Below are 24,516 nucleotides of genomic sequence, written 5' to 3'. Positions count from 1 at the left end.
AGCGAGCCTGCTCGCGATAGCGTTTTCGGACTCAACATTGATGCCGACTGACACACCGCAATCGCGAGCAGGCTCGCTCCCACAGGAGGGCGAGCCCTCTACTTACTTCGCAGCCCAGGCGTTGAAACGCTGCTCCAGTTGCTCACCGTTGTCAGCCCAGAAGCTGACGTCGATCTGCACCTGGTTGGCGATGTTTTCCGGGGTGGTCGGCATGTCTTTCAGGATCGCCTTGTCCAGCAAAGGCACGGCCTGGGAGTTGGCCGGACCGTAAGCGATGTTTTCCGAGTAGGTCTTCTGCTGCTGCGGCTGCACCGAGAACGCGATGAATTTCTTCGCCGCTTCGGCACGCGCCTTGTCCAGGCCTTTCGGGATGGCCCAGGCGTCGAAGTCGTAGATGCCGCCGTTCCACACCACTTTCAGGTTGGATTCTTTCTGCACGGCAGCGATACGACCGTTGTAGGCCGAGCTCATGACCACGTCACCGGAAGCGAGGTACTGCGGCGGCTGGGCGCCGGCTTCCCACCACTGGATGTTCGGTTTCAGCTCATCCAGTTTCTTGAACGCGCGGTCCTGGCCGTTCTTGCTGGCCAGTTCCTTGTAGACGTCTTTCGGCGCAACGCCGTCGGCCATCAGTGCGAATTCGAGGGTGTACTTGGCGCCTTTGCGCAGGCCGCGCTTGCCCGGGAATTTCTTGGTGTCCCAGAAATCCGCCCAGCTGGTCGGTGCGGTTTTCAGCTTGTCAGCGTTGTAGGCCAGTACGGTCGACCACACGAAGAAGCCCACACCGCAAGGCTGGATCGCGCCTTTGACGTAGTCTTCGGTCTTGCCGAACAGCGCAGGATCGAGTTGCTCGAACATGTCTTCGTCGCAGCCACGGGACAGTTCCGGCGATTCAACCTCCACCAGATCCCAGGACACGCTCTTGGTATCGACCATGGCTTTGACCTTGGCCATCTCACCGTTGTACTCACCCGCGACGATCTTGCCGTTGCCCGCCGCTTCCCACGGTGCGTAGAAGGCTTTGACTTGCGCCGCCTTGTTCGCCCCGCCAAACGACACCACGGTCAGATCCGGGCCGGCGGCCATTGCGCTTGCCGCCCCCATCAGGCCCAGGGTCAGGGCTGTGAACTTCAGGGATCTCAACATTTATTGTTCTCTCCACGTGCAGGGTTGGTGTTGGTATTGCCGGGGCGATCAATGCGCCTCTAGAAGTGGGTCGAGTGCGCGAACGTGCTCGACCTGCCAGCCAAGCGGAACCACGTCGCCGACCGCGAGCGCTGGATCGAGCTCGGCAATCGGTTGTTTCACGAAGAAGTCGGTCTTGCCGCAAACTTCCAGGCGCACCCGGACGTGGTCGCCCAGATAGATGAATTCGGCCACCCGCCCGGAGAAGCGGTTGACGCATTGGTCGCTCGAACCGTTGAGACTGACGCGCTCAGGGCGGATCGACAGGGTGACCGGTTCACCGGTCTGGCCGATGTTGACCGCCAGCGCCTCGACCTTTTCCCCACGACCCAGCTCGACCACGCAGCGCTCGCCGTTCTGGCTGAGCAGTCGACCGTTGAGGCGGTTGTTTTCGCCGATGAAGTTGGCGACGAAGGTGTTTTTCGGTTCTTCGTAGAGGGTGCGCGGCGGAGCGATCTGCTGGATCTCGCCCTGATGGAACACGGCAACACGGTCGGACATGGTCAGGGCTTCGCCCTGGTCGTGGGTCACGTAGACCACGGTCACGCCGAGGCGCTGGTGCAGGTGTTTGATCTCCATCTGCATGTGTTCGCGCAGCTGTTTATCGAGAGCACCGAGCGGTTCGTCCATCAGCACCAGTTGCGGCTCGAACACCAGCGCGCGGGCCAGTGCCACACGCTGTTGCTGGCCGCCGGACAGTTGCGCCGGATAGCGCGAAGCGAAGGCATCGAGCTGGACCATGCTCAGGACTTTCTTGACCTTGTCGCTGACGTCGCTCTTGTTCAGGCCGCGCACGGTCAGCGGGAACGCCAGGTTCTCGGCGACGGTCATGTGCGGGAACAGCGCGTAGTTCTGGAACACCATGCCGATGTCGCGCTTGTGCGGCGGCACGTTGTTGATCGCGCGCCCGGCCAGGAGGATTTCCCCGGCAGTCGGCGTTTCGAAACCGGCGAGCATCATCAGGCTGGTGGTCTTGCCGGAGCCGGACGGCCCGAGCAAGGTCAGGAACTCGCCCTTGCGGATGTCCAGGTTGAGGTCTTTGACGATCAGGTTCTCGCCGTCGTAGCTCTTCTGCACTCCACGAAAGCTGACCAGCACATCGCTGGCCCCTGCGTTTGATTCGACCTGGCTCATACCCACACCTTTGTTATTGATGACTGCTGTGGGATTAAGCCTAGTGGCTGCCTGCAGTCACGCAAATCGGGGCGCAGGAGAGAATCGCCTCAGCCGGATGGAAGGCCGGGGGTAGGGATTGCCCTACAAGGATGGCGCGTTTTGGCAAACCCGACGCATGAGTCGGGGCTCAAGCCTTCAGAACCGGCAAAAGCGCCTGTCGCTATTGGATATGTGCAGTCTGCAAGGGAGTGAAGTCCATGTGGGAGCCAGCCTGCTGGCGATTGCATTCTGTCAGTCGGTGATGCGGTGACGGTTCGACCGCTATCGCGAGCAGGCTCGCTCCCACATTCGGTTTACGGTGAACTAGAGGAGCTTGTGTTCCATCGCGTACTTCACCAGTTCGGCAAGTGAGGTGATGTTGAGTTTCTGCATCAGCCGCGCCTTGTGGGTGCTGATGGTCTTGCTGCTCAGGGCCAGTTGCTGGGCGATGTCGTTGACGTTGGCGCCCTGGGCCAGGCGCTCGAAGACCGAGAACTCGCGTTCGGACAACAACGAATGCAGTGGCCGCGTATCGGTCAGGCCGACTTCGAAGACCATCCGGTCGGCCAGTTCCGGATCGATGTAGCGTCCACCCGCCGCGACCTTGCGGATTGCTGTCAGCAGCAGCGCCGGATCGCTGTCCTTGGTCGCATACCCGGCAGCGCCGACCTTCAGCGCCCGGGCAGCCATCTGCGCTTCGTCGTGCATCGACAGCACCAGAATCGCCGGCGCATTGTTCAGTGCGCGGATGCGTGGAATCGCTTCCAGCCCGTTGACCCCGGGCATGGAAATATCCAGCAGCACCACCTCGCACGGCACATTGCGCAGGGTTTCGAGCAACTGCTCGCCATTGCCCGCCTCCCCCACCACTTGCAGATCCTTGGCCAGGCCGATCAATTGCTTGATGCCTTCGCGAACGATGGTGTGGTCTTCGGCTACCAGTACACGGATCACTTACTTCTCCTCATCCAGTGGCACCCGCACGCTCAGTGTGGTGCCCTCGCCCGGCGCGCTGTCGAGTGACAACCGCCCACCCATGATCAACACCCGCTCGCGCATGCCCACCAGTCCAAAGGATGTCGGCCTGCCCGCAGCGGCGACAAATCCTACGCCATCATCACTGACTGTCAGACACAAATCGGTGCCTTCCTGCGCCAGCGTCAGTTCCACAGTATGCGCCTGGGCGTGGCGCATGACGTTGGTCAGCGCCTCCTGGAGGATGCGGAACAGGCCGATGGCCTTGGCGTCGCTCAGCGGCGGCAGATTGTCCGGCACCTGCACCAGACACGGAATCTGCGTGCGCGCCTCGAAACGCCGGGCCTGCCATTCGATCGCCGAGGCAATCCCGGCATCGAGAATCGGCGGGCGCAATGCCGTCGCTACGTCGCGCACCAACTGGAACAACTGGGCGATCAAGCGTTTCATGCTGTTCAGGCGTTCGTTCAGACCCGGGTCGAGTTGCGCGTAGGCCAGTTCGCACATCGATGTCTCCAGTTTCAGCACCGTCAACATCTGCCCCAGTTCATCGTGAACTTCACGGGCAATGCGCGCCTTTTCCTCCTCCCGTACGCTTTCGAGGTGCGCCGACAGCTCGCGCAGTTGTTCCCGCGATGCCGCCAGTTCCAGTTCGATGCGTTTGCTTTCGGTGATGTCCCAGACGATGCCGTCCCAGACGTAGGCGCCGTCCTCCAGTTGCCGGGTGATGGCCTTGATCTCGGCCCAGCGCTGTTCGCCCTGGCGCGTCAGGATCCGCCCCTGCCACGACCAGTCGCTGTCGGTGTCCAGCGCATGGTCCTGAGTCTGGTGATAACCGGCCTTGTCGTCCGGATGCACCAGGCTGCGCAAACCCATGTCGCGATGGGCGATGGCAGCCGGTGCGTAGCCCACCAGACTTTCGCTGCCCTCGCTGATGTAGGCAAAGTCGATCTGCCCGGTCACCGGCGCCCGCTCCAGGCGGAACACCAGCCCCGGCACGTTGGCCGCGATGCCTTGCAGGCGCGCCTCGCTTTCCTGCAACGCCGCCAGGGCGCGTCGGCGTTCGGTCACGTCGGTGAGGTAGACCACCAGATACTCGCTGTCGCGAAAGCGCAAAAAACTCAGCGACACATCCGCCGGCAACACACTGCCATCGGCCCGCACGCAGCTCGTCTCGAAACTGAGGGGCCCTTCTTCGCTGGCCCGGGCGCGCTTCCACAAATTGAGCCAGCGGTCCATGTGCAGGCCGGGTTCGAAGTCGATCAGCGGTCGCTCGATCAGTGCGCCCTGTGGATAACCGAGCATGTGTTCCGCCGCGCGGTTGGCGTAACGCACATGACTGTCCCAATTGACCCAGAGGATGCCAACGGTGCTCTGGTCGATGGAAAACTGGGTCAGGCGCAGGGCTTCTTCGCTGGCCGCGCGCAGGGCGATGTCTTCCCGGGCGGCGAGCAGGCGTTGTTCGAGACTGCGTTGCTGACGCCGCTGCCAAAAAACAATCGCCGCACAACTGAGCAGCAACACGGCGAACAACAGGCTCAGGTTCTGCCAGAACCCCGGCGATTCCGAGAGCCTCGGGTATTTGGGTTGCAGCCATTGCGTGTGCAGGCGCTCCAGATCTTTCGCCGGGATTGCCCGCAAGGCGCTTTCGACGATCCCGGCCAGTTCCGGCCAGTCGCGACGGGTGGCGACTCGCAACAGTTGCGGCAGACCGATGTCGCCGACCACCACCAGCCCGGCGAACTCCGGCTCTGTCGACAGCCGCCCCAATTGCGCTTCGTCCACCACCGCGTAAGACGCCTGCTGACTCAACAGCAACTGCAATGCCTGACGCTCCAGCGGCACGCCTTGCAGATTCAGATGGGGATAGTTGCCGCGCAGGTAATCGGCGGTGACGCTGGGCATGCGCACGGCCACCCGGGCCTGGCTGTCGAGTTTCTCCAGCTCAACTGAACTGCTGGCTTTCTGATCGCTGACCACCAGTTGCGGCACGCGCATATAGGGATCGGAGAATTGCCAGAGGCGCAGTGAGCCGGGTGTCTGGGTCAGGCCCGGGGCGATATCGATCTCGCCTTCCCGTGCGGCGGCTTCCAGTTGTTCCAGATCGGGGAAGTTGCGCCAGCTGAGTTCGATGTCGAGGGCCTTGGCCATCCACTTCATCAACTCGACATTGGCCCCGGACAGCCGCTGCAGACGCCGGTCGTATTGCGCGTACGGCGCCTGCAGAATCAGGCCGACACGCAATTCATTGTGCCCGGCCAGCCACTGATGCTGGCTCGCCGACAGCTGCGCAGCATGACTCGGCGGGGCAGGCGCGGCCCAGCCCATCAAGGGAAACGCCAGACAGCCGATAACCCACAGGCAGCAAAAACGCATCATTGACATCCCATACACTGACAAATTCTGACCAACCCATTAGGCTGCCGGGATACTTTCTGGCCTGGAATAACCGATGCCCCCTGTCTCTCGCCTGGCAATGCCAGCATTGTGCCTGTCGCTGATCCTGCCTTGTGCCTTTTCCGTCGAAGCCGCCGATCCGGCACCCGCCCCTGCCGCGGAAAAAACCGCCGAAGAAAAACCGGTCGAACGCCAGCCACTGCTTGAGCGTAGTCAGGAAGAAGCCTCGGCACTCGAACGCAAAGTCCCGGCCCAGGAACAACAACAGTTGCAGGCCGGCAGCGACACCTTCCTCGCTCTGTGGAAACCGGCCAACACCGCCGACCCCAAAGGCGTGGTGATCCTCATCCCCGGTGCCGGCGAAACCGCTGACTGGCCCCAGGCGATCGGCCCGCTGCGGCGTAAATTGCCGGACGTCGAGTGGAACAGCCTGAGTATCACCCTGCCCGACCTGCAAAGCGATGCCATCGCACCACGCGTGGTCGAAGCACCCGCAGCGCCGAAAACCGCCGATGCAGGCAGCAAGGATTCGACCACCGCCCAACCGATCGAGCAAGCCGCCGGCGGTGAAGCGGACGTGGCTGACAAGGTCGTTGCCGAAACCACCGAAGAACAGGCCAAGGCCGACGCCGAGCGAATCTTCGCCCGCATCGATGCGGCAATTGCCTACGCCGAACAGCAAGGCGCGCACAGCATCGTGGTGCTGGGTCACGGCACAGGCGCCTATTGGGCCGCACGTTTCCTCAACGAAAAGCAGACCGCGCAAGTGGAGAAACTGCTGATGGTCGCCGCGCAAGTGCCGCCCAAAGCCAAGCCTGAACTTGCAGAACTGACGCCACTGCTGAAGCTGCCGACGGCCGATATCTTCTATATGGACAAGCCTTTGGATCGCAACGCCGCACTGGAGCGTTTGCAGGCCAGCAAGCGCTTGAAGACGTCATCGTTCAGCCAGGTCGCGCTCAAGGCGCTGCCCGACAACAAGGCCGAGCAGGAGCAACTGTTCCGCCGGGTGCGCGGTTGGTTGAATCCGCAAAACCCGGACTGACCGACCACACAAAAAAAGATCGCAGCCAGGGCTGCGATCTTTTTTTCATCTAGCGGAAATCCCGCCGCTCGCGAATCAATGTGTAGGCATTGTGCAATTCACGGGTCTTTTCAGTCGCCTCGAGCACCTGGGCCGCCGTCGCACCACTACCGGCCACCTTGTCCGGATGATGGCGGCTGAGCAGGCGACGATAGGCGCGTTTGATCTGTGCCGGTTCGCTGGTCGCTGACACGCCGAGCAGGCGCATCGCATCCTGATAGCTCACCGCAGCGCTGACGATCGGGCGCTTGTGCGGTTCGTAATCCGCCGCCAGCGCCTGAATCTGGTGAGTCGTCCAGCCCAGCCACTTGCCCCACTGCGCCAGCAGTTCGCGCTCGCTGCTGCCGGCCCGACCGTCGGCCCAGACCATCCGCCAGCAGGCGCGCAACACGCCTTCGGCAGCATGGGGTTGAGCACTCAGACGCCGCAGATAACCGCGCAAACGGTCACCGCCGGACTTGCCGCGATTGAACGCGGCAATGGCCCGGCGCTGCGCCGGCTCGCTCATGTCCAGCGCGCGCATCTCCTGACGCGCCTGCTGGATATGCCCGTCGGTGACCCGCCCGCCGCTCTTGGCCAGACGCCCGAGCAGGACGAACAACAACTCGTCGTTGCGCAGCATCGGCTGGCCGCCGAGTTTTTCCCGCAAATGTCCCCAGCTCTGCAGATGAAGACGCCGATCCAGCGCCTGCCCCAACAAAGCCCCAAGCATGGCCCCCGGAATGCTGGCGATAGCAAAACCCGCTCCGGCTCCAATCAGAGTCCCTGGCCACAACATATCAGCGACTCGCTTCTATCAAGGTTTCGGCTTCGGCCAGACGCTCGTGCGTACCGACATCGACCCACTGACCTTTCAGTCGCTCACCGCTCACCTGCCCGTCCGCCATGGCTTTGCGCAGCAACGGTGCCAGTTTGAAGGCGCCGTCCGTGCAGCCGTCGAACAGTTGCGGATGCAGCACGGCGATGCCGCTGTAGGTCAGGGTCGGCGCATCCGGTTGCCCGTCCTGTACCTGATCACCGACCAGACGGAAGTCGCCAGTCGGGTGATGGGCCGGGTTGTCCGCCAGCACCAGATGCGCCAGTCCGCTGATCGGTTGGTGCAGCACGCTGAAGTCGTAATCGGTCCAGATATCGCCGTTGACCACCAGGAACGCTTCGTCGCCGAGCAGCGGCAAGGCGCGGAAAATGCCGCCACCGGTTTCCAGTGGCTCGCCTTCGGGCGAATAACGGATGCTCAAGCCGAATTGCGAGCCGTCACCCAGGTAATCTTCGATCTGCTGGCCGAGCCAGGCATGGTTGATCACGATCTCGCTGAAACCCGCCGCCGCGAGGGCGCGCAGGTGATACTCGATCAATGGCACGCCAGCGGCACGCACCAGCGGTTTGGGGGTGGTCAGGGTCAGCGGGCGCATGCGCTCGCCTTTGCCGGCCGCCAGAATCATTGCCTTCATGCCGTCACTCCGGCACGCAGGCTGACCAGCAGCGCCTGCAGTTGCGCCAACTCCGGACGGCGTGCGATCACCGCTTCTATATAAGCGAAGAAACGCGGCACGTCGGCCAGGTATCGAGGTTTGCCATCGCGGTGACAGATGCGGGCGAAGATTCCGATGACCTTCAAGTGACGCTGCACACCCATCAGGTCGCTGGCGCGCAGGAAGTCTTCGAAATCCGGCTGTACCGGAATGTTGAGTGCCGTCGCCTGTTGCCAGTAGCTTTCGAGCCAGCCGCGCACACGCTCTTCAGGCCAGCTGAGGAAGGCATCCTTGAACAGGCAGGTCACGTCGTAGGTCACCGGGCCGTACACCGCGTCCTGGAAATCCAGCACGCCGGGGTTCGGTTCACTGAGCATCAGGTTGCGCGGCATGTAGTCGCGGTGCACCAGCACTTTGGGCTGGGCCAGCGCGCTGTCGATCAGCAGATCGCTGACCTGCTGCCATTGTTGTTGCTGAGTCGCGTCGAATTCGATGCCCAGCTCGCGCTTCACGTACCACTCGGGGAACAGTTCCAGCTCACGGCGCAGCAGCGCGACGTCATAGCTCGGTAGCGGTGCCACCATCGGCAACTGCTGAAAAGCCAACAGCGACCGCAAGGCATCGCTGAACAATGCGTCGGCATTTTCGCCATTGATCACGTCGAGATAGGTCTTGTTACCCAGGTCATTGAGCAAAAGAAATCCGCGATCGAGGTCTTCTGCATAAATTTTCGGCACGTTGATACCGGATTTCGCCAGCAAAAAGGCGATATCCACGAACGGTTTGCAGTTTTCCTGGGGGGGCGGTGCGTCCATCACGACGAAACTGCGACCGGCGCCTTCCCAGCGGAAATAACGGCGGAAACTCGCGTCGCTGCTGGCCGCGGTCAACGTGGCCGGGGGTACGGCACCCCAGCCCTGCTCGGCAAAAAGGGTCGCCAACTGTTCATCGAGCCAAACTTTCAGGTGTTGCAAGCGTACATCTTGGTCAGGCATTGCAAGGGTCTCCGACGGCGCTAGCCGTCAAGCGGGTCATGCTTTATTATCCAGCATCTTTTTCAGACCATCGAGAGGCGTGCGGCCCACACCGCGGGCAGATGGCACGCAGGAAGCCCGGACTAATAAGATGGCATTGAAATCCCCCGCGTTTCGTAAAAAATTTCCGTTGTTGGTAACCGGCAGTCTGCTGGCTATGCAACCTCTGGCCAGTTCATTCGTTGTCGCCGCCGAGCAGTATGACTGCGCGGTCTCGGCTACGGGCGGCTGGGCCTGTTCGCCGAAGACGCCGACGGCTGCATTGCCACCGCGTCCGGTGCATGACGGCAGCGCTGTCAGCGCCACCGGCGAAGCCCCGGCCGAGAACGGCAGCGTTTCGGACTCCGGTCCCAAACCCGTGCTGGTCACCGAGTCCAAGGGACGCGGCCTGAAATCCCGTAGCGAAGACTACAGTCACCTCGACTGGGTTCCGCGCGAGAAGCTCACCGCCGCCCAACTGGCCGAGACAGGTCCTTACTGCTCTGGTTCCTATATCGAACCGATTCGTCCTGGCATGAATGACAAGACGAATAAAAGTGACGCCCCGACCTTCATCGGCGCGAAAGCGTCGCGCTACAACACCGAAGATCAGGTCGGCACGCTGGCCGGTGACGTGGTCCTGCGTCAGGGCAGCATGCAGGTCGAGTCCCAGGAAGCGAGCCTCTACCAGGCCGAGAGCCGCGCCGAACTCAAGGGCGACGTGCGCATCCGCGACAATGGCGCGCTGATCGTCGGCGACCACGCCGATGTGCAGCTCGACACCGGTGAAGCCAAGGTCGACAACGCCGAATACGTGATGCACAAATCGCGCATCCGCGGTAACGCGCTGTACGCCAAGCGCGCCGAAAACGCGATCATCCGCCTGAAGGACGGCACGTACACCACGTGCGAACCGAACAGCAACGCCTGGCAGCTCAAGGGCAACAACATCACCCTGAACCCTGCCACCGGCTTCGGTACCGCGACCAACGTGACACTGCGGGTCAAGGACATTCCGATCCTGTACACCCCGTACATCTACTTCCCGATCGACGACCGCCGTCAGTCGGGCTTCCTGCCGCCGACCATCGGCACCGGCAGCGACACCGGCTTCATGCTGGTCACACCGTACTACTTCAACCTGGCACCGAACTACGATGCCACGTTGTACCCGCGCTACATGAGCAAGCGCGGTCTGTTGATGGAAGGCGAATTCCGCTACCTGACCAAGTCCAGCGAAGGTCAGTTCGGTGCCGCGTACCTCAACGACGAAGACACCGATCGCAGCAAGCAGAGCGACTACGAGAAAAACCGTTACATGTACAACTGGCAGCACAAGGGAGGTCTCGACTCCCGCGTGCTCACCCAGGTCGACTACACCAAAATCAGCGATCCGTATTACTTCCAGGACCTGACCACCGACCAGATTGGTGTGAAGAGCCAGGACTACGTGAATCAGCAGGGTTCCGTCACCTATCGTGGCGACAGCTACACGGCACGCCTGAACGCTCAGGCGTATCAACTGGCGACCGTTTCGAACCTCACGCCGTACGACCGTCTGCCGCAGATCACCTTCAATGGTCAGCTGCCGTATCACCCGGAAGGCCTGGACTTCGATTACGAAACCGAGATCGTACGGTTTGATCGTGATCTGCAGAATGGCAACTTCACGAACGAAGACGGTACTGTCGAACGTCGTCTGGACAACAACATCACTGGTCTGGCCCGTGCAAACGGCGACCGGCTCAACCTGAAACCAGGCGTCAGCCTGCCGATGAACTGGACCTATGGCTTCCTCAAGCCATCGCTCAAGTACCAGTACACCCAGTACCAGCTGGATCTGGACGGTACCGGTAAATCGCAAATTGCGGCAATGACGCCAGAAGACCAGAACCTCAACGGCAAGTTCAGCAGCAACCAGAACCGTGGCGTTCCGATCGCGAGCATCGACGGCGGGCTGTACTTCGACCGCGACACGTCCTACTTTGGCAAGAACTACCGTCAGACCCTGGAACCACGCCTGTTCTATCTTTATGTGCCCGAGAAAGACCAGTCTGATATTCCGGTTTTCGACACCAGCGAATACACCTTCAACTACGCCTCGCTGTTCCGCGATAACCGCTTCTCCGGCTCCGACCGTGTCGGCGACGAGAACAAACTGTCGCTGGGCGTGACCAGCCGCTGGATCGAAGACAACGGATTCGAGCGTCAACGTATCAGCGTCGGCCAGGCTCTGTACTTCAAGGATCGCGAAGTCCAACTGCCAGGCATCGATCCGAAAACCCGCGATGACGCGCATTCCAATGTTTCGCCCTATGCGCTGGAATACGAATACCGCTGGAACCGCGACTGGCGCACCACTGCCGATTACAACTGGGACCCTGACAGCCGCAGCCCACGCTCCGGCAGTGCGATGTTCCACTACCAGCCTGAAGACAACCCGAACAAGGTGGTCAACGTCGGTTATCGCTATCGCAACGACCAGGTTCGTTACGACCAGAACACCGGCAAATGGTCGGTGGGCGGTGGTGACTACGGCACCCCGGGCCAGCCTGGTTACGTGAAGGACTACTACAAGATCCAGCAGCATGACTTCTCGGTCATCTGGCCGATCGTTCCACAATGGAGCGCCATCAGCCGCTGGCAGTACGACTACAACCGCAACCGCACGCTGGAAGCCTTCGGTGGTTTCGAATACGACAACTGCTGCTGGAAACTGCGCCTGATCAACCGTTACTGGGTCAGCTATGACGAATTCAGTCAGAACGCCCCGGAAAACGAAAAAGGCGACCACGGGCTCTTCCTTCAAATTGTCCTGAAAGGACTCGGCGGCCTCACCGGCGCCAAGACAGAGACTTTCCTCGACAAAGGCATCCAAGGTTATCGTCAACGTGAAGACCAAGCTTTCTGATTGTCTGCGCCCGCTGATGCTGGGCGCGCTGTTCCTGGGTACTGCGGCGAACGCCGCAGTACAGTCCATCGACAAGGTTGTGGCCATCGTCGACAACGACGTGGTCATGCAGAGCCAGCTGGATCAACGCGTCCACGAAGTTCAGCAAACCATCGCCAAGCGCGGTGGCGGCTTGCCGCCTCCGGGCGTGCTGGATCAGCAGGTGCTTGAACGCCTGATCGTCGAAAACCTGCAGCTGCAGATCGGCGAACGCTCCGGCATCCGCATCACCGATGAAGAACTGAACCAGGCTGTCGGCACCATTGCCCAGCGCAACAACATGACTGTCGACCAGTTCCGCGCAGCCCTGGCTCGCGACGGCCTGAGCTACGAAGGCGCCCGTGACCAGATCCGCAAGGAAATGATCATCAGCCGCGTACGTCAGCGCCGTGTTGCAGAACGCATTCAGGTATCGGAACAGGAAGTGAAGAACTTCCTCGCCTCCGACCTGGGCAAGATGCAACTGTCGGAAGAGCTGCACCTGGCCAACATCCTGATTCCGACCCCGGAAAGCGCCAACTCTGAAGCGATTCAGAGCGCCGCACGCCAGGCGATGGAGGTTTACCAGCAACTCAAGCAAGGCGCTGACTTCGGTCAACTGGCTGTTGCCAGATCCGGCAGCGACAACGCCCTGGAAGGCGGCGACATGGGCTGGCGTAAAGCCGCTCAACTGCCACCGCCGTTCGATCGCGAACTGAGCGCCATGTCGCCGGGCGACATCACTCAACCGGCACGCACTCCAGGTGGTTTCATCATCCTGAAGCTGCTGGAAAAACGCGGCGGCGAAAGCCAGATGCGTGACGAAGTGCATGTGCGCCACATCCTGGTCAAGCCAAGTCCGGTTCGCGACGAAGCCAAGACCAAAGAGCTGGTTCAATCGCTGTATAACCGTATCGAAGCTGGCGAAGATTTCGCCGAACTGGCGAAGAAATATTCGGAAGACCCGGGTTCCGCCCTCAACGGCGGCGACCTGAACTGGATCGACCCGAACGCACTGGTACCGGAATTCCGCGCCGTGATGGCCAAGTCCCCGCAGGGTCAGCTGTCCAAGCCGTTCCAGACCCAGTACGGCTGGCACGTTCTGGAAGTCCTTGGCCGTCGCGCCACCGACAGCACCGAACAGGCCCGCGAGCAGCAAGCAATGACCGTACTGCGTAACCGCAAATACGACGAAGAGCTGCAAACCTGGCTGCGTCAGATCCGTGACGAAGCGTACGTAGAGATCAAACTCCCTGGTGCAGACCAGGCAGCGCAGTGAAACCCAAGCGTTTCGCGCTGACACCCGGCGAACCAGCCGGCATCGGTCCCGACCTGTGCCTGCTGCTCGCCTCGCAAGCCCAGCCACATCCCCTGATTGCCATCACCAGCCGCGACCTGCTCCAAGAGCGGGCCGCGCAGTTGGGGCTGGCCGTCAGTCTGCTGCCCGTTTCGCCGGGTCACTGGCCGGACGCTCCAGCGCCGGCCAACAGCCTTTATGTCTGGGACACCCCGCTCAGCGCCCCCGTGGTCGCCGGTCAACTGGACAAGGCCAACGCCGCCTTCGTTCTTGAAACCCTGACCCGCGCCGGCAATGGCTGCCTGAACGGCGACTTCGCCGGGATGATCACCGCCCCGGTGCACAAGGGCGTGATCAACGAATCCGGCATCGCCTTTTCCGGCCACACCGAATTCCTCGCCGACCTGACCCACACCGCCCAGGTGGTGATGATGCTCGCCACCCGCGGTTTGCGCGTGGCGCTGGTCACCACTCACCTGCCCCTGCGCGATATCGCCGACGCGATCACGCCGGAGCGGCTGGAGCGGGTCACGCGGATTCTGCACGCCGACCTGCAAGACAAATTCGGCATTGCCCAACCGCGCATCCTGGTCTGCGGGCTCAACCCGCACGCCGGTGAAGGCGGACACCTGGGCCATGAAGAAATCGACATCATCGAACCAACATTAGAGCGCCTGCGCGGCGAGGGCATGGACCTTCGTGGCCCGCTGCCTGCCGACACTCTGTTTACCCCCAAATATCTGGAGCACTGCGACGCAGTGCTGGCGATGTACCACGACCAGGGCCTGCCCGTGCTCAAGTACAAAGGCTTCGGCGCAGCGGTCAACGTGACCCTGGGCCTGCCGATCATCCGCACCTCCGTCGACCATGGCACCGCCCTGGATCTGGCCGGCAGCGGCAAGATCGACACCGGCAGCCTCCAGGTCGCCCTGGAAACCGCCTACCAGATGGCCGAGACCCGTTTATGACCGAGCAATACCAACACAAGGCGCGCAAACGCTTTGGCCAGAACTTCCTGCACGATGCCGGCGTCATCGACCGCATCCTGCGCTCCATCAGTGCCAAGTCCGGCGACCGGATGCTGGAAATCGGCCCGGGCCAGGGCGCGCTGACCGCCGGCATCCTCAACTCTGGCGCACAGCTGGACGTGGTGGAACTGGACAAGGACCTGATCCCGATCCTCAACCAGCAGTTCGCCGGCAAGAGCAACTTCAACCTGCATCAGGGCGATGCACTGAAGTTCGATTTCAACACCCTGAATGCTGCGCCGAACAGCCTGCGCGTGGTCGGCAACCTGCCGTACAACATCTCCACGCCGCTGATTTTCCACCTGCTGAACAATGCCGCGATCATTCGCGACATGCACTTCATGTTGCAGAAGGAAGTCGTGGAGCGTCTGGCCGCCGGCCCGGGTGGCGGCGACTGGGGCCGTCTGTCGATCATGGTTCAGTACCACTGCCGGGTCGAACATCTGTTCAACGTCGGGCCGGGGGCTTTCAACCCGCCGCCGAAGGTCGACTCGGCCATCGTGCGCCTGGTGCCGCACGCGGTACTGCCGCACCCGGCCAAGGATCATCGCTTGCTGGAGCGCGTCGTGCGCGAAGCCTTCAATCAGCGTCGCAAGACCCTGCGCAATACCCTCAAGCAATTGCTGAGCAACGCTGAAATCGAGGCCGCCGGCGTCGATGGCAGCCTGCGTCCCGAGCAGCTCGATCTGGCCGCATTCGTGCGTCTGGCCGACAAGCTTGCCGAACAGCCTGCGAAAACACCTGCAGCCGACTGACAGGCAAGCATCGCACTCGGGCAGGACGCCGCTCTGGTCTCCTGCCCGATACTTGCCTAGACTCAACCCATCGGCTCCCCCCCGCACCCCGCTTTGTCCTTAAGGCCTTTTGCATGTCTGATCCTCGTTATCAGGTCGATGTCAGTGTCGTTACTCACTACCTGGCAGACCAATCGCAACCCGAGCACGACCGCTTCGCCTTCGCCTACACCATCACTGTGCAGAACAATGGCGAGCAACCGGCCCGACTGATGTCCCGGCATTGGGTGATCACCGATGGCGACGGGCATGTCGAAGAAGTGCGCGGCGCCGGCGTGGTCGGCCAGCAGCCCTTGATCGACGCGGGACAAAGCCACACCTACAGCAGCGGCACGGTCATGACCACCAAGGTCGGCACCATGCAGGGCAGCTATGAAATGGTCGCCAGTGACGGCAAGCATTTCGATGCGATCATCAAACCCTTCCGCCTCGCCGTTCCCGGAGCCCTGCACTGATGGCGACGTATGCCGTCGGCGACCTTCAGGGCTGCCTCGAACCGCTCAAGTGCCTGCTCAGGCAAGTTGCGTTCGACCCGGCAGTGGATCGGCTGTGGCTGGTGGGCGATCTGGTCAACCGTGGCCCGCAATCGCTGGAAACCCTGCGTTTCCTCTACGGCATACGTGAGTCGCTGGTCTGCGTCCTCGGCAATCACGACCTGCACCTGCTGGCGGCAGCTAAAAACATCGAGCGGATGAAGAAGTCAGACACCCTGCGCGAGATTCTCGAAGCACCGGACTGCGCCGAACTGATGGAGTGGCTGCGTCAGCAGAAACTCATGCACTACGACGAGCAACGTGAAGTCGCCATGACCCACGCGGGCATCCCGCCGCAATGGTCGCTGCGCAAGGCCCTGAAGTACGCCGAAGAAGTCGAGACCGCCCTGCGCGACGACAACCTGCTCCCGGCCTTCCTCGACGGCATGTACGGCAATGAGCCGGCGAAGTGGGACAGCGAACTCAAAGGCGTGGCCCGCCTGCGGGTCATCACCAACTACTTCACGCGCATGCGCTTCTGCACCGCCGAAGGCAAGCTCGACCTCAAGAGCAAGGAAGGTCTGGAGACGGCGCCACCGGGCTACAAACCGTGGTTCCAGCACAAGGAACGCAAGACCCGTGGCCTGCGGATCATTTTCGGCCACTGGGCGGCGCTTGAGGGCGATGTTCACGAGCCAGGCATCTCTGCCCTCGACACCGGATGCGTGTGGGGCGGCAGCCTGACCCTGATGAACGTCGACAGCTTTGAACGGCTGTCGTGCAAATGCGACGAACACGGCGGCGCCCTGCCTCCGGTCGCACCATTGATCACCGAATCCTCGCCAGTCAGCGCCCCGCGTTAGACTGCGTTTTCAGCCGAGCCACAGGAACCCGCCATGAGCGAATTCAAACGAATCCCCCCGGAACAGGCCCAGGCCCTGCGCGAGCAAGGTGCCGTGGTCGTCGACGTCCGTGACCCAGCCACATTCGCGGCGCTGCACATCAGCGGCTCGAAGCATCTGGACAATCATTCCCTGCATGCCTTCATCCAGGGCGCCGACCTCGATGCCCCGACCGTCGTGGTCTGCTACCACGGCAATTCGAGCCAGGGTGCCGCGGCGTATCTTGTCAGCCAGGGCTTTTCCGACGTCTACAGCATGGACGGCGGCTTCGAGCTGTGGCGTACGACTTTTCCTTCGGAAACCGCGCAAGGCACCTCCGAATAATTTTTTTGTAACGTGCAAGCCCCGGCTCCCGTGGGCTCGCGCGGTGGCAGACGAACGGTCTGCCACAACTAATTACGTATCTCGCCTTTACCTCCCGAATTCCCAACTATCCTTAAGCCCAGGCCATCCAAAACAGGGGAGAGCCGGTACACCGGCGCACGGGTCATCGGGAGTGACTTTCGCGGTTGTCGATCGCGGAAGGGTTCTGGGGGGTAAACAACAGCTGCCATCGCGGCTGCTTGCCAGCATCGACTGAGTGATCCGGCGTCGGCTCCACGTATCGAGCGAGGTGACGTCATGAGTATCTTTAGCCACTTCCAACAACGCTTCGAGTCCACACGCCAGGAAGAATTCTCGCTGCAGGAATACCTGGAACTGTGCAAAAAGGATCGCAGCGCCTACGTTTCCGCCGCCGAGCGTCTGTTGATGGCTATCGGCGAACCGGAGCTGCTCGACACTTCGACCAATTCGAGGCTGTCGCGAATCTTTTCCAACAAGGTGATCCGCCGCTATCCGGCCTTTGAAGACTTCCACGGGATGGAAGAATGCATCGACCAGATCGTGTCGTATTTCCGCCATGCCGCCCAGGGACTCGAGGAGAAGAAACAGATCCTCTACCTGCTCGGCCCCGTCGGTGGCGGTAAATCGTCCCTGGCCGAGAAGCTGAAACAGCTCATGGAAAAAGTGCCCTTCTATGCCATCAAGGGCTCACCGGTATTCGAATCCCCACTGGGTCTGTTCAACGCCACCGAAGATGGCGCGATCCTCGAAGAGGACTTCGGCATTCCCCGGCGCTACCTGAACACCATCATGTCGCCATGGGCCACCAAGCGCCTGGCCGAATTCGGTGGCGACATCAGCCAGTTCCGCGTGGTCAAGCTGTACCCCTCGATCCTCAACCAGATCGCCGTGGCCAAGACCGAACCGGGCGACGAGAACAACCAGGACATCTCCGCGCTGGTGGGCAAGGTCGATATCCGCAAGCTGGAAGAATTCCCGCAGAACGACGCCGATGCCTACAGCTATTCCGGTGCGCTGTGCCGGGCCAACCAGGGCCTGATGGAATTTGTCGAAATGTTCAAGGCACCGATCAAGGTGCTCCACCCTCTGCTGACCGCCACCCAGGAAGGCAACTACAACAGTACCGAAGGCCTGGGCGCGATTCCGTTCACCGGCATCTTGCTGGCCCACTCCAACGAGTCGGAGTGGCACACCTTCCGCAACAACAAGAACAACGAAGCCTTCATCGACCGGATCTACATCGTCAAGGTGCCGTACTGCTTGCGGGTCAGCGATGAAGTGAAGATCTACGACAAGCTGCTGTTCAACAGCTCCCTGGCCAAGGCCCATTGCGCGCCGGACACCCTGAAGATGCTTGCGCAGTTCACCGTTCTGTCACGCCTGAAGGAGCCGGAAAACTCCAACATCTACTCCAAGATGCGGGTGTATGACGGCGAAAACCTCAAGGACACCGATCCGAAGGCCAAGTCGATCCAGGAATACCGCGACGCGGCAGGTGTCGACGAGGGCATGAACGGTCTGTCGACCCGGTTCGCGTTCAAGATCCTGTCCAAGGTCTTCAACTTCGACCCGCACGAAATCGCCGCCAACCCGGTGCACCTGCTCTACGTGCTGGAACAGCAGATCGAACAGGAACAGTTCCAGGCCGAGACCCGCGAGCGCTATCTGCGCTACCTGAAGGAGTACCTGGCGCCGCGTTATATCGAATTCATCGGCAAGGAGATCCAGACCGCCTACCTCGAGTCTTACAGCGAGTACGGCCAGAACATCTTCGACCGCTACGTGCTGTATGCGGACTTCTGGATTCAGGATCAGGAATACCGAGATCCGGAAACCGGCGAGATCCTCAACCGCGTCGCCCTCAACGAGGAACTGGAAAAGATCGAGAAACCGGCCGGCATCAGCAATCCGAAGGATTTCCGCAACGAAATCGTCAACTTCGTGTTGCGCGCCCGGGCCAACAACAACGGCAAGAACCCGACCTGGCTCAGCTACGAAAAACTGCGGGTGGTCATCGAGAAGAAAATGTTCTCGAACACCGAGGACCTGCTGCCGGTCATCAGCTTCAATGCCAAGGCCAGCAAAGAGGATCAACAGAAACACAACGACTTCGTTACACGAATGGTCGAACGCGGCTACACCGACAAACAGGTACGACTGCTCTCCGAGTGGTATCTGCGGGTCAGAAAATCACAGTAAACCGCGACCGGTCAGACCGGTTGTCGTCAGCCCGAGGCCTGTGTGCGCATTTTCTGCTACACAGGCCTCTGGAAGGTGTTCGAAAGGCGGTAGCGAGGTTCAGGCAGCACCCAAAGCGCTTGGGGGAGCGTTTGCGTCCCCAGGCATTCGGTTAAACGCTGCATGACCGCTCGCCCTTTGCAGGACAGCTTCTAAGGAGCAGTCATGAGCTATGTGATCGACCGACGTCTCAATGGCAAGAACAAGAGCACGGTGAACCGTCAGCGCTTCCTGCGGCGTTACCGTGACCACATCAAGAAGGCTGTCGAAGAGGCGGTCAGCCGGCGCTCCATCACCGACATGGAGCACGGCGAACAGATCAGCATTCCCGGTCGCGACATCGACGAACCGGTGCTTCATCATGGTCGTGGCGGCAAGCAGACCGTGGTTCATCCCGGCAACAAGGAATTCACCGCCGGCGAACACATCGCCCGCCCGCCGGGAGGTGGCGGAGGCCGTGGGCCGGGCAAGGCCGGTAACTCCGGCGAAGGCATGGACGAATTCGTCTTCCAGATCACCCAGGAGGAATTCCTCGAGTTCATGTTCGAGGATCTCGAACTTCCGAACCTGGTCAAACGCAATCTGACCGGTACCGATACCTTCAAGACGGTTCGTGCCGGGATCAGCAACGAGGGCAACCCGTCCCGGATCAACATCATCCGCACCCTGCGCTCGGCCCATGCCCGGCGGATCGCGCTGTCCGGCAGCAGCCGCGCCAAGCTGCGCGAGGCCAAGGAAGAACTGGCACGCCTGAAACGCGAAGAACCTGACAATTTCGGCGATATTCAGAACCTGGAAGCGGAAATCGAGAAACTCAGTGCGCGCATTCATCGCGTGCCCTTCCTCGACACCTTCGACCTCAAGTACAACCTGCTGATCAAGCAGCCGAACCCCAGCTCCAAGGCCGTGATGTTCTGCCTGATGGACGTTTCCGGCTCAATGACCCAGGCGACCAAGGACATCGCCAAACGCTTTTTCATCCTGCTGTACCTGTTCCTGAAGCGGAACTACGACAAGATCGACGTCGTGTTCATCCGCCACCACACCAGCGCCCGGGAAGTTGACGAGGAAGAGTTTTTCTACTCGCGGGAAACCGGCGGCACCATCGTTTCCAGCGCCCTGAAACTGATGCAGGAGATCATGGCCGAGCGCTACCCGAGCAACGAATGGAACATCTACGCCGCCCAGGCCTCCGATGGCGACAACTGGAACGATGACTCGCCGATCTGCCGCGACATCCTTATCAACCAGATCATGCCGTTCGTGCAGTACTACACTTACGTAGAGATCACCCCGCGCGAACATCAGGCCCTGTGGTACGAGTACGAACGCATCGCCGAAGCCTTTTCCGACACTTTTGCCCAGCAGCAGCTGGTCTCGGCCGGAGATATCTATCCGGTCTTCCGTGAACTCTTCCAGCGCAGGTTAGTGACATGACCGCCAAAGAGCAGAAGCGCCAACCCATTTCCACCGGCTCCGAATGGACATTCGAGCTGATCCAGACCTACGACCGCGAAATTGCCCGGATCGCGGCCGGGTACGCCCTGGACACTTATCCCAACCAGATCGAAGTGATCACCGCCGAACAGATGATGGACGCCTACGCTTCGGTCGGCATGCCGCTGGGCTATCACCACTGGTCCTACGGCAAACACTTCCTCAGCACCGAGAAATCCTACAGCCGCGGGCAGATGGGACTGGCCTACGAGATCGTGATCAACTCCGATCCGTGCATCGCCTACCTGATGGAAGAAAACACCATCTGCATGCAGGCACTGGTGGTGGCCCATGCCTGCTACGGCCACAACAGCTTCTTCAAGGGCAACTACCTGTTCCGCACCTGGACCGATGCCAGCTCGATCATCGACTACCTGGTGTTCGCCAAGCAGTACATCATGCAGTGCGAGGAGCGCCACGGCATCGACGCGGTCGAGGACCTGCTCGACTCCTGCCATGCGTTGATGAACTACGGCGTCGACCGCTACAAACGCCCGTATCCGATTTCCGCCGAGGAAGAGCGGCGCCGGCAGAAGGATCGCGAAGAACACCTGCAGAAGCAGATCAACGACCTGTGGCGCACCATTCCCAAAGGCGCGGACAAGTTCAGCGACAAGGACAATGCGCGGTTCCCGGCCGAGCCTCAGGAAAACATCCTGTACTTCATCGAGAAACACGCGCCGCTGCTGGAGCCCTGGCAACGGGAAATCGTGCGCATCGTGCGCAAGATCGCCCAGTATTTCTATCCACAGCGCCAGACCCAGGTGATGAACGAGGGCTGGGCGACTTTCTGGCACTACACGCTGATGAACGACCTGTACGACGAGGGTCTGGTCACCGACGGCTTCATGATGGAATTCCTGACGTCTCACACCAGCGTGGTGTTCCAGCCGGGCTTCGACAGCCCCTACTACAACGGCATCAACCCTTACGCACTGGGCTTTGCCATGTACCGCGACATCCGGCGCATGTGCGAAGAGCCGACGGAAGAAGACCGTCGCTGGTTCCCGGAAATCGCTGGCAGCGACTGGTTGTCGACCATCAAGTTCGCCATGAGCAGCTTCAAGGATGAGAGTTTCATCCTGCAGTACCTGTCGCCGAAGGTGATCCGCGACCTGAAACTGTTCAGCATCCTCGATGACGACCAGAAAGATGATCTATTGGTGCCTGCCATCCATGACGAGGGCGGCTACCGGATCATCCGCGAGACCCTGGCCGCGCAGTACAACCTGGGCAACCGTGAACCGAACGTGCAGATATACAGCATTGACCGGCGCGGTGACCGTTCTCTGACCCTGCGTCACCAGCAGCACGACCGCAAACCGCTGGGCGACTCCACCGACGAGGTACTCAAGCACCTGCACAGGTTGTGGGGTTTCGACATTCATCTGGAAACCCTGCAGGGCGACCAGATAATGAAAACCCACCATGTGCCGCCCCGCAGCGAACACGGCGAGGGGGATTACGGTCGGCTCGATCTGGCCGTCATTCATCTTTGATCCCGTTCTGACCTCCGAAAGTCCGGCGCAAGGGTTATCCTGTCGGGCCAACGGAGGTTTTTTATGCAGATTTACAAGGTCGGCGGTGCGGTACGTGATCGCCTGCTGGGCAAACCGGTCACCGATATCGATTGGGTGGTGGTCGGCGCCACCGCAGAAGAAATGCTCGCCAAAGGGTTTCGCCCGGTCGGTGCGGACTTCCCTGTCTTTCTTCACCCGAAAAGCGGCGAGGAATACGCTCTCGCCCGCACCGAACGCAAAAGCGGTCGCGGTTACGGCGGGTTCACCTTTCACGCCAGCCCCGAGGTCACGCTTGAAGAAGACCTGATCCGTCGCGACCTCACGATCAACGCCATGGCCGAGGACGATCAGCAAAACCTGACCGACCCCTATCACGGCCAGCGCGATCTCGAAGACCGGATCCTGCGCCACGTTTCCCCTGCGTTCGCCGAAGATCCCTTGCGAGTCTTGCGTGTTGCCCGCTTCGCGGCTCGTTACGCAGAACTCGGTTTCAAGGTTGCCCCCGAGACCCTTGAGTTGATGCGCCAGCTCAGCGAATCCGGGGAACTGGAGGCCCTGACCGCTGAACGCAGCTGGAAAGAGATTTCCCGCGCACTGATGGAAAATCAACCGCAGGTGTTCATTCAGGTACTGCGTGACTGTGGCGCACTGAAAGTGCTGATGCCGGAGGTCGACGCCCTCTTCGGCGTACCGCAACCGGAAGTCCATCACCCGGAAATCGACAGTGGCATCCACACACTGAGCGTGCTTGAGCAAGCCGCCCTGCACAAACAGCCACTGACGGTACGTTGGGCCTGCCTGCTGCATGATCTCGGCAAGGGCCTGACCCCGGAAGAGGAATGGCCGCGGCATATCGCCCACGAGCACAAGGGCCTGAAGCTGATCAAAGCGGTCAACGAACGCTTCAAGGCACCGAAGGACTGTCAGGAACTGGCCCTGCTGGTCGGCCAGTATCACACCCACGGCCATCGCGCCCTGGAGCTGAAGGCTTCGACCTTGCAGGAATTGCTGCAGAGCTTTGATGTTTATCGCCGACCGCAGCGCTTCGAAGAATTTATCGTCGCGTGCGAGATGGATGCCCGAGGCCGCAAAGGACTTGAGCAGCGCAGTTATCCACAGGCCGATTACCTGCGCGGTGCAGCCAGCGCTGCTAGGGGCGTCGCGGTACAGCCGCTGCTGGAGAAAGGATTCAAGGGCCCGGAACTGGGCGAAGCACTCAAGCGCGAACGGCTCAAGGCGTTGAAGGCTTACAAGGAATCAGCGCCGTCCTGAGAATACCTGACGCCATCGCGAACCGGTCGCGATGGCGTCAGTCACTTCAATAGATCTGAAGGCGTGAGCTGAATCCCGCGCCATTCAAATCCGACTGGTGCCAACACCTGATCGATCTGCGCCTCGGACCACAGCGTGGCAAAGCTTTTTCCCACACCTGGATGCACCCGATCCGGCGCAATCAACGACAACGGCCACAACACGAAGGCATTTTTCAGAATCTCGGCCCGGGGCAGGATCAGCCCGTCGAAATTGCCTGCCAGCTCGCCGTACAGCAAGACGTCGATATCCAGCGGCAGCCCCTTGCGATCCGGGGCATAACGACCGTTATCCGCCTCGATGAATTTCAGCCGTCGATCCAGCTCCATCAGCGGCAGATCGGTGTAGGCCGACACCACGAAGTTGTAGAAAGGCCCGCTCTTGATCCCCACCGGCTGGCTTTCGAAAACCGCCGAGCAGCGGATATTCACCAGAAAACCGGCCAAGGCATCCAGACCGGCTCGCAAATGAGTTTCGCGCTCGATATTGCTACCGAGCCCGAGGTAGACCTGAGTCAGCGACATCCGCGCTCGATCTCCACACCGACACCACCCTTGGCGGCCGGAACCGCGCCGGGCTTGGTCAGCTTCAGGCGCACCCAGGTGATCTTGAATTCGGCCATCAGCACTTCGACCAGACGCTCGGCGAAGGTCTCGACCAGCTGGAACTGTGCCTGCTCGGCAAAGGCCTGGATCCGCGTGGAAACACTGGCGTAATCGAGTGCCAGGGTCAGGTCGTCACCGGCGGCGGCCGGGCGATTGTCCCAGGCGAAGCTCAGATCAAGACGCAGGCACTGTCGGATGCCGCGCTCCCAGTCGTAGGCACCGATCACGGTGTCGACTTCCAGGCCCTCGATAAACACTCTGTCCAAGCACTTTTCTCCGCTGCACGACAAGGGCGC

General features: G+C 61.0%; 21 protein-coding genes. 12 read left to right on the top strand and 9 right to left on the bottom strand.

Features of this window, described 5'->3' with window-relative positions:
- Positions 1 to 102 precede the first annotated feature (102 nt).
- The 4 genes from DXT77_RS11130 to DXT77_RS11115 all read right to left on the bottom strand — a co-directional run bounded on the left by DXT77_RS11130 (position 103) and on the right by DXT77_RS11115 (position 5,694).
- Positions 103 to 1,146, bottom strand: a complete 1,044-nt coding sequence (locus DXT77_RS11130) for an ABC transporter substrate-binding protein (RefSeq protein ID WP_085709228.1) — start codon at positions 1,144 to 1,146, stop codon at positions 103 to 105.
- 48 nt (positions 1,147 to 1,194) lie between these two features.
- Positions 1,195 to 2,319 (bottom strand): ABC transporter ATP-binding protein, encoded by a 1,125-nt coding sequence (locus DXT77_RS11125; protein WP_007959931.1) that lies wholly within the window; start codon positions 2,317 to 2,319, stop codon positions 1,195 to 1,197.
- 345 nt (positions 2,320 to 2,664) lie between these two features.
- Positions 2,665 to 3,294, bottom strand: a complete 630-nt coding sequence (locus tag DXT77_RS11120) for a response regulator transcription factor (RefSeq protein ID WP_119427651.1) — start codon at positions 3,292 to 3,294, stop codon at positions 2,665 to 2,667.
- Entirely contained in the window at positions 3,295 to 5,694 is a 2,400-nt protein-coding gene (locus tag DXT77_RS11115) for a PAS domain S-box protein (RefSeq protein WP_119427650.1), read from the bottom strand. It abuts the gene before it with no gap.
- Between the two features lie 73 nt (positions 5,695 to 5,767).
- Between DXT77_RS11115 and DXT77_RS11110 the strand changes: the two genes are divergently transcribed.
- Positions 5,768 to 6,757, top strand: coding sequence for an alpha/beta hydrolase family protein (locus tag DXT77_RS11110; protein WP_119427649.1), 990 nt, complete (start codon positions 5,768 to 5,770; stop codon positions 6,755 to 6,757).
- A gap of 49 nt (positions 6,758 to 6,806) precedes the next feature.
- On the opposite strand, the gene DXT77_RS11105 is transcribed toward DXT77_RS11110, so the two are convergent.
- From DXT77_RS11105 to DXT77_RS11095, 3 genes are read right to left on the bottom strand one after another with little or no spacing between them, the layout of a single operon-like run.
- Positions 6,807 to 7,574 (bottom strand): DnaJ domain-containing protein, encoded by a 768-nt coding sequence (locus DXT77_RS11105; protein ID WP_119427648.1) that lies wholly within the window; start codon positions 7,572 to 7,574, stop codon positions 6,807 to 6,809.
- Position 7,575: 1 nt separating this feature from the next.
- A complete protein-coding gene (murU, locus tag DXT77_RS11100) occupies positions 7,576 to 8,247 on the bottom strand; it encodes an N-acetylmuramate alpha-1-phosphate uridylyltransferase MurU (protein ID WP_119427647.1) in 672 nt (223 codons plus the stop codon).
- The gene (locus DXT77_RS11095) at positions 8,244 to 9,263 is read right to left on the bottom strand and encodes an aminoglycoside phosphotransferase family protein (RefSeq protein ID WP_119427646.1); all 1,020 of its coding nucleotides are present in this window, start codon (positions 9,261 to 9,263) and stop codon (positions 8,244 to 8,246) included. The genes murU and DXT77_RS11095 overlap by 4 nt, the downstream gene beginning before the upstream one ends.
- A 130-nt stretch (positions 9,264 to 9,393) precedes the next feature.
- On the opposite strand from DXT77_RS11095, the gene DXT77_RS11090 reads away from it, so the two are divergent.
- From DXT77_RS11090 to DXT77_RS11040, 11 genes are all read left to right on the top strand, one after another.
- The gene (locus DXT77_RS11090; protein WP_119427645.1) at positions 9,394 to 12,192 is read left to right on the top strand and encodes an LPS-assembly protein LptD; all 2,799 of its coding nucleotides are present in this window, start codon (positions 9,394 to 9,396) and stop codon (positions 12,190 to 12,192) included.
- Positions 12,173 to 13,489 carry a peptidylprolyl isomerase SurA gene (gene surA / locus DXT77_RS11085; RefSeq protein WP_139831842.1) on the top strand — a complete coding sequence of 439 codons (1,317 nt, stop codon included), beginning with the start codon at positions 12,173 to 12,175 and terminating at the stop codon, positions 13,487 to 13,489. The genes DXT77_RS11090 and surA overlap by 20 nt, the downstream gene beginning before the upstream one ends.
- A complete protein-coding gene (pdxA, locus tag DXT77_RS11080) occupies positions 13,486 to 14,475 on the top strand; it encodes a 4-hydroxythreonine-4-phosphate dehydrogenase PdxA (RefSeq protein ID WP_119427644.1) in 990 nt (329 codons plus the stop codon). Before surA ends, pdxA begins: the two co-directional genes overlap by 4 nt.
- The gene (gene rsmA, locus DXT77_RS11075) at positions 14,472 to 15,290 is read left to right on the top strand and encodes a 16S rRNA (adenine(1518)-N(6)/adenine(1519)-N(6))-dimethyltransferase RsmA (RefSeq protein WP_119427643.1); all 819 of its coding nucleotides are present in this window, start codon (positions 14,472 to 14,474) and stop codon (positions 15,288 to 15,290) included. Before pdxA ends, rsmA begins: the two co-directional genes overlap by 4 nt.
- Before the next feature lie 113 nt (positions 15,291 to 15,403).
- A complete protein-coding gene (apaG, locus tag DXT77_RS11070) occupies positions 15,404 to 15,784 on the top strand; it encodes a Co2+/Mg2+ efflux protein ApaG (protein ID WP_085709218.1) in 381 nt (126 codons plus the stop codon).
- A complete protein-coding gene (locus DXT77_RS11065; protein ID WP_119427642.1) occupies positions 15,784 to 16,665 on the top strand; it encodes a symmetrical bis(5'-nucleosyl)-tetraphosphatase in 882 nt (293 codons plus the stop codon). Before apaG ends, DXT77_RS11065 begins: the two co-directional genes overlap by 1 nt.
- Positions 16,666 to 16,698: 33 nt before the next feature.
- Positions 16,699 to 17,028 (top strand): thiosulfate sulfurtransferase GlpE, encoded by a 330-nt coding sequence (gene glpE, locus DXT77_RS11060; protein WP_007959911.1) that lies wholly within the window; start codon positions 16,699 to 16,701, stop codon positions 17,026 to 17,028.
- Between the two features lie 297 nt (positions 17,029 to 17,325).
- Complete coding sequence (locus tag DXT77_RS11055; RefSeq protein WP_011336211.1) at positions 17,326 to 19,248, top strand: PrkA family serine protein kinase; 1,923 nt, start codon at positions 17,326 to 17,328, stop codon at positions 19,246 to 19,248.
- A gap of 204 nt (positions 19,249 to 19,452) precedes the next feature.
- Positions 19,453 to 20,724, top strand: coding sequence for a YeaH/YhbH family protein (locus tag DXT77_RS11050; protein WP_085709216.1), 1,272 nt, complete (start codon positions 19,453 to 19,455; stop codon positions 20,722 to 20,724).
- Positions 20,721 to 22,283, top strand: coding sequence for a SpoVR family protein (locus DXT77_RS11045; protein ID WP_114885894.1), 1,563 nt, complete (start codon positions 20,721 to 20,723; stop codon positions 22,281 to 22,283). Before DXT77_RS11050 ends, DXT77_RS11045 begins: the two co-directional genes overlap by 4 nt.
- Positions 22,284 to 22,346: 63 nt before the next feature.
- Positions 22,347 to 23,576, top strand: coding sequence for a multifunctional CCA addition/repair protein (locus DXT77_RS11040; RefSeq protein WP_119427641.1), 1,230 nt, complete (start codon positions 22,347 to 22,349; stop codon positions 23,574 to 23,576).
- Between the two features lie 41 nt (positions 23,577 to 23,617).
- Here the strand turns inward: DXT77_RS11040 and folK are convergent, their stop codons facing one another.
- Positions 23,618 to 24,139 carry a 2-amino-4-hydroxy-6-hydroxymethyldihydropteridine diphosphokinase gene (gene folK / locus DXT77_RS11035; RefSeq protein ID WP_119427640.1) on the bottom strand — a complete coding sequence of 174 codons (522 nt, stop codon included), beginning with the start codon at positions 24,137 to 24,139 and terminating at the stop codon, positions 23,618 to 23,620.
- The gene (gene folB / locus DXT77_RS11030; RefSeq protein WP_016772885.1) at positions 24,130 to 24,486 is read right to left on the bottom strand and encodes a dihydroneopterin aldolase; all 357 of its coding nucleotides are present in this window, start codon (positions 24,484 to 24,486) and stop codon (positions 24,130 to 24,132) included. The genes folK and folB overlap by 10 nt, the downstream gene beginning before the upstream one ends.
- Positions 24,487 to 24,516 lie beyond the last annotated feature (30 nt).

The organism is Pseudomonas sp. 91RF (assembly GCF_003576265.1).
Lineage (GTDB): Bacteria > Pseudomonadota > Gammaproteobacteria > Pseudomonadales > Pseudomonadaceae > Aquipseudomonas > Aquipseudomonas kribbensis.
This window is presented reverse-complemented; position numbering and strand designations above follow the sequence as displayed.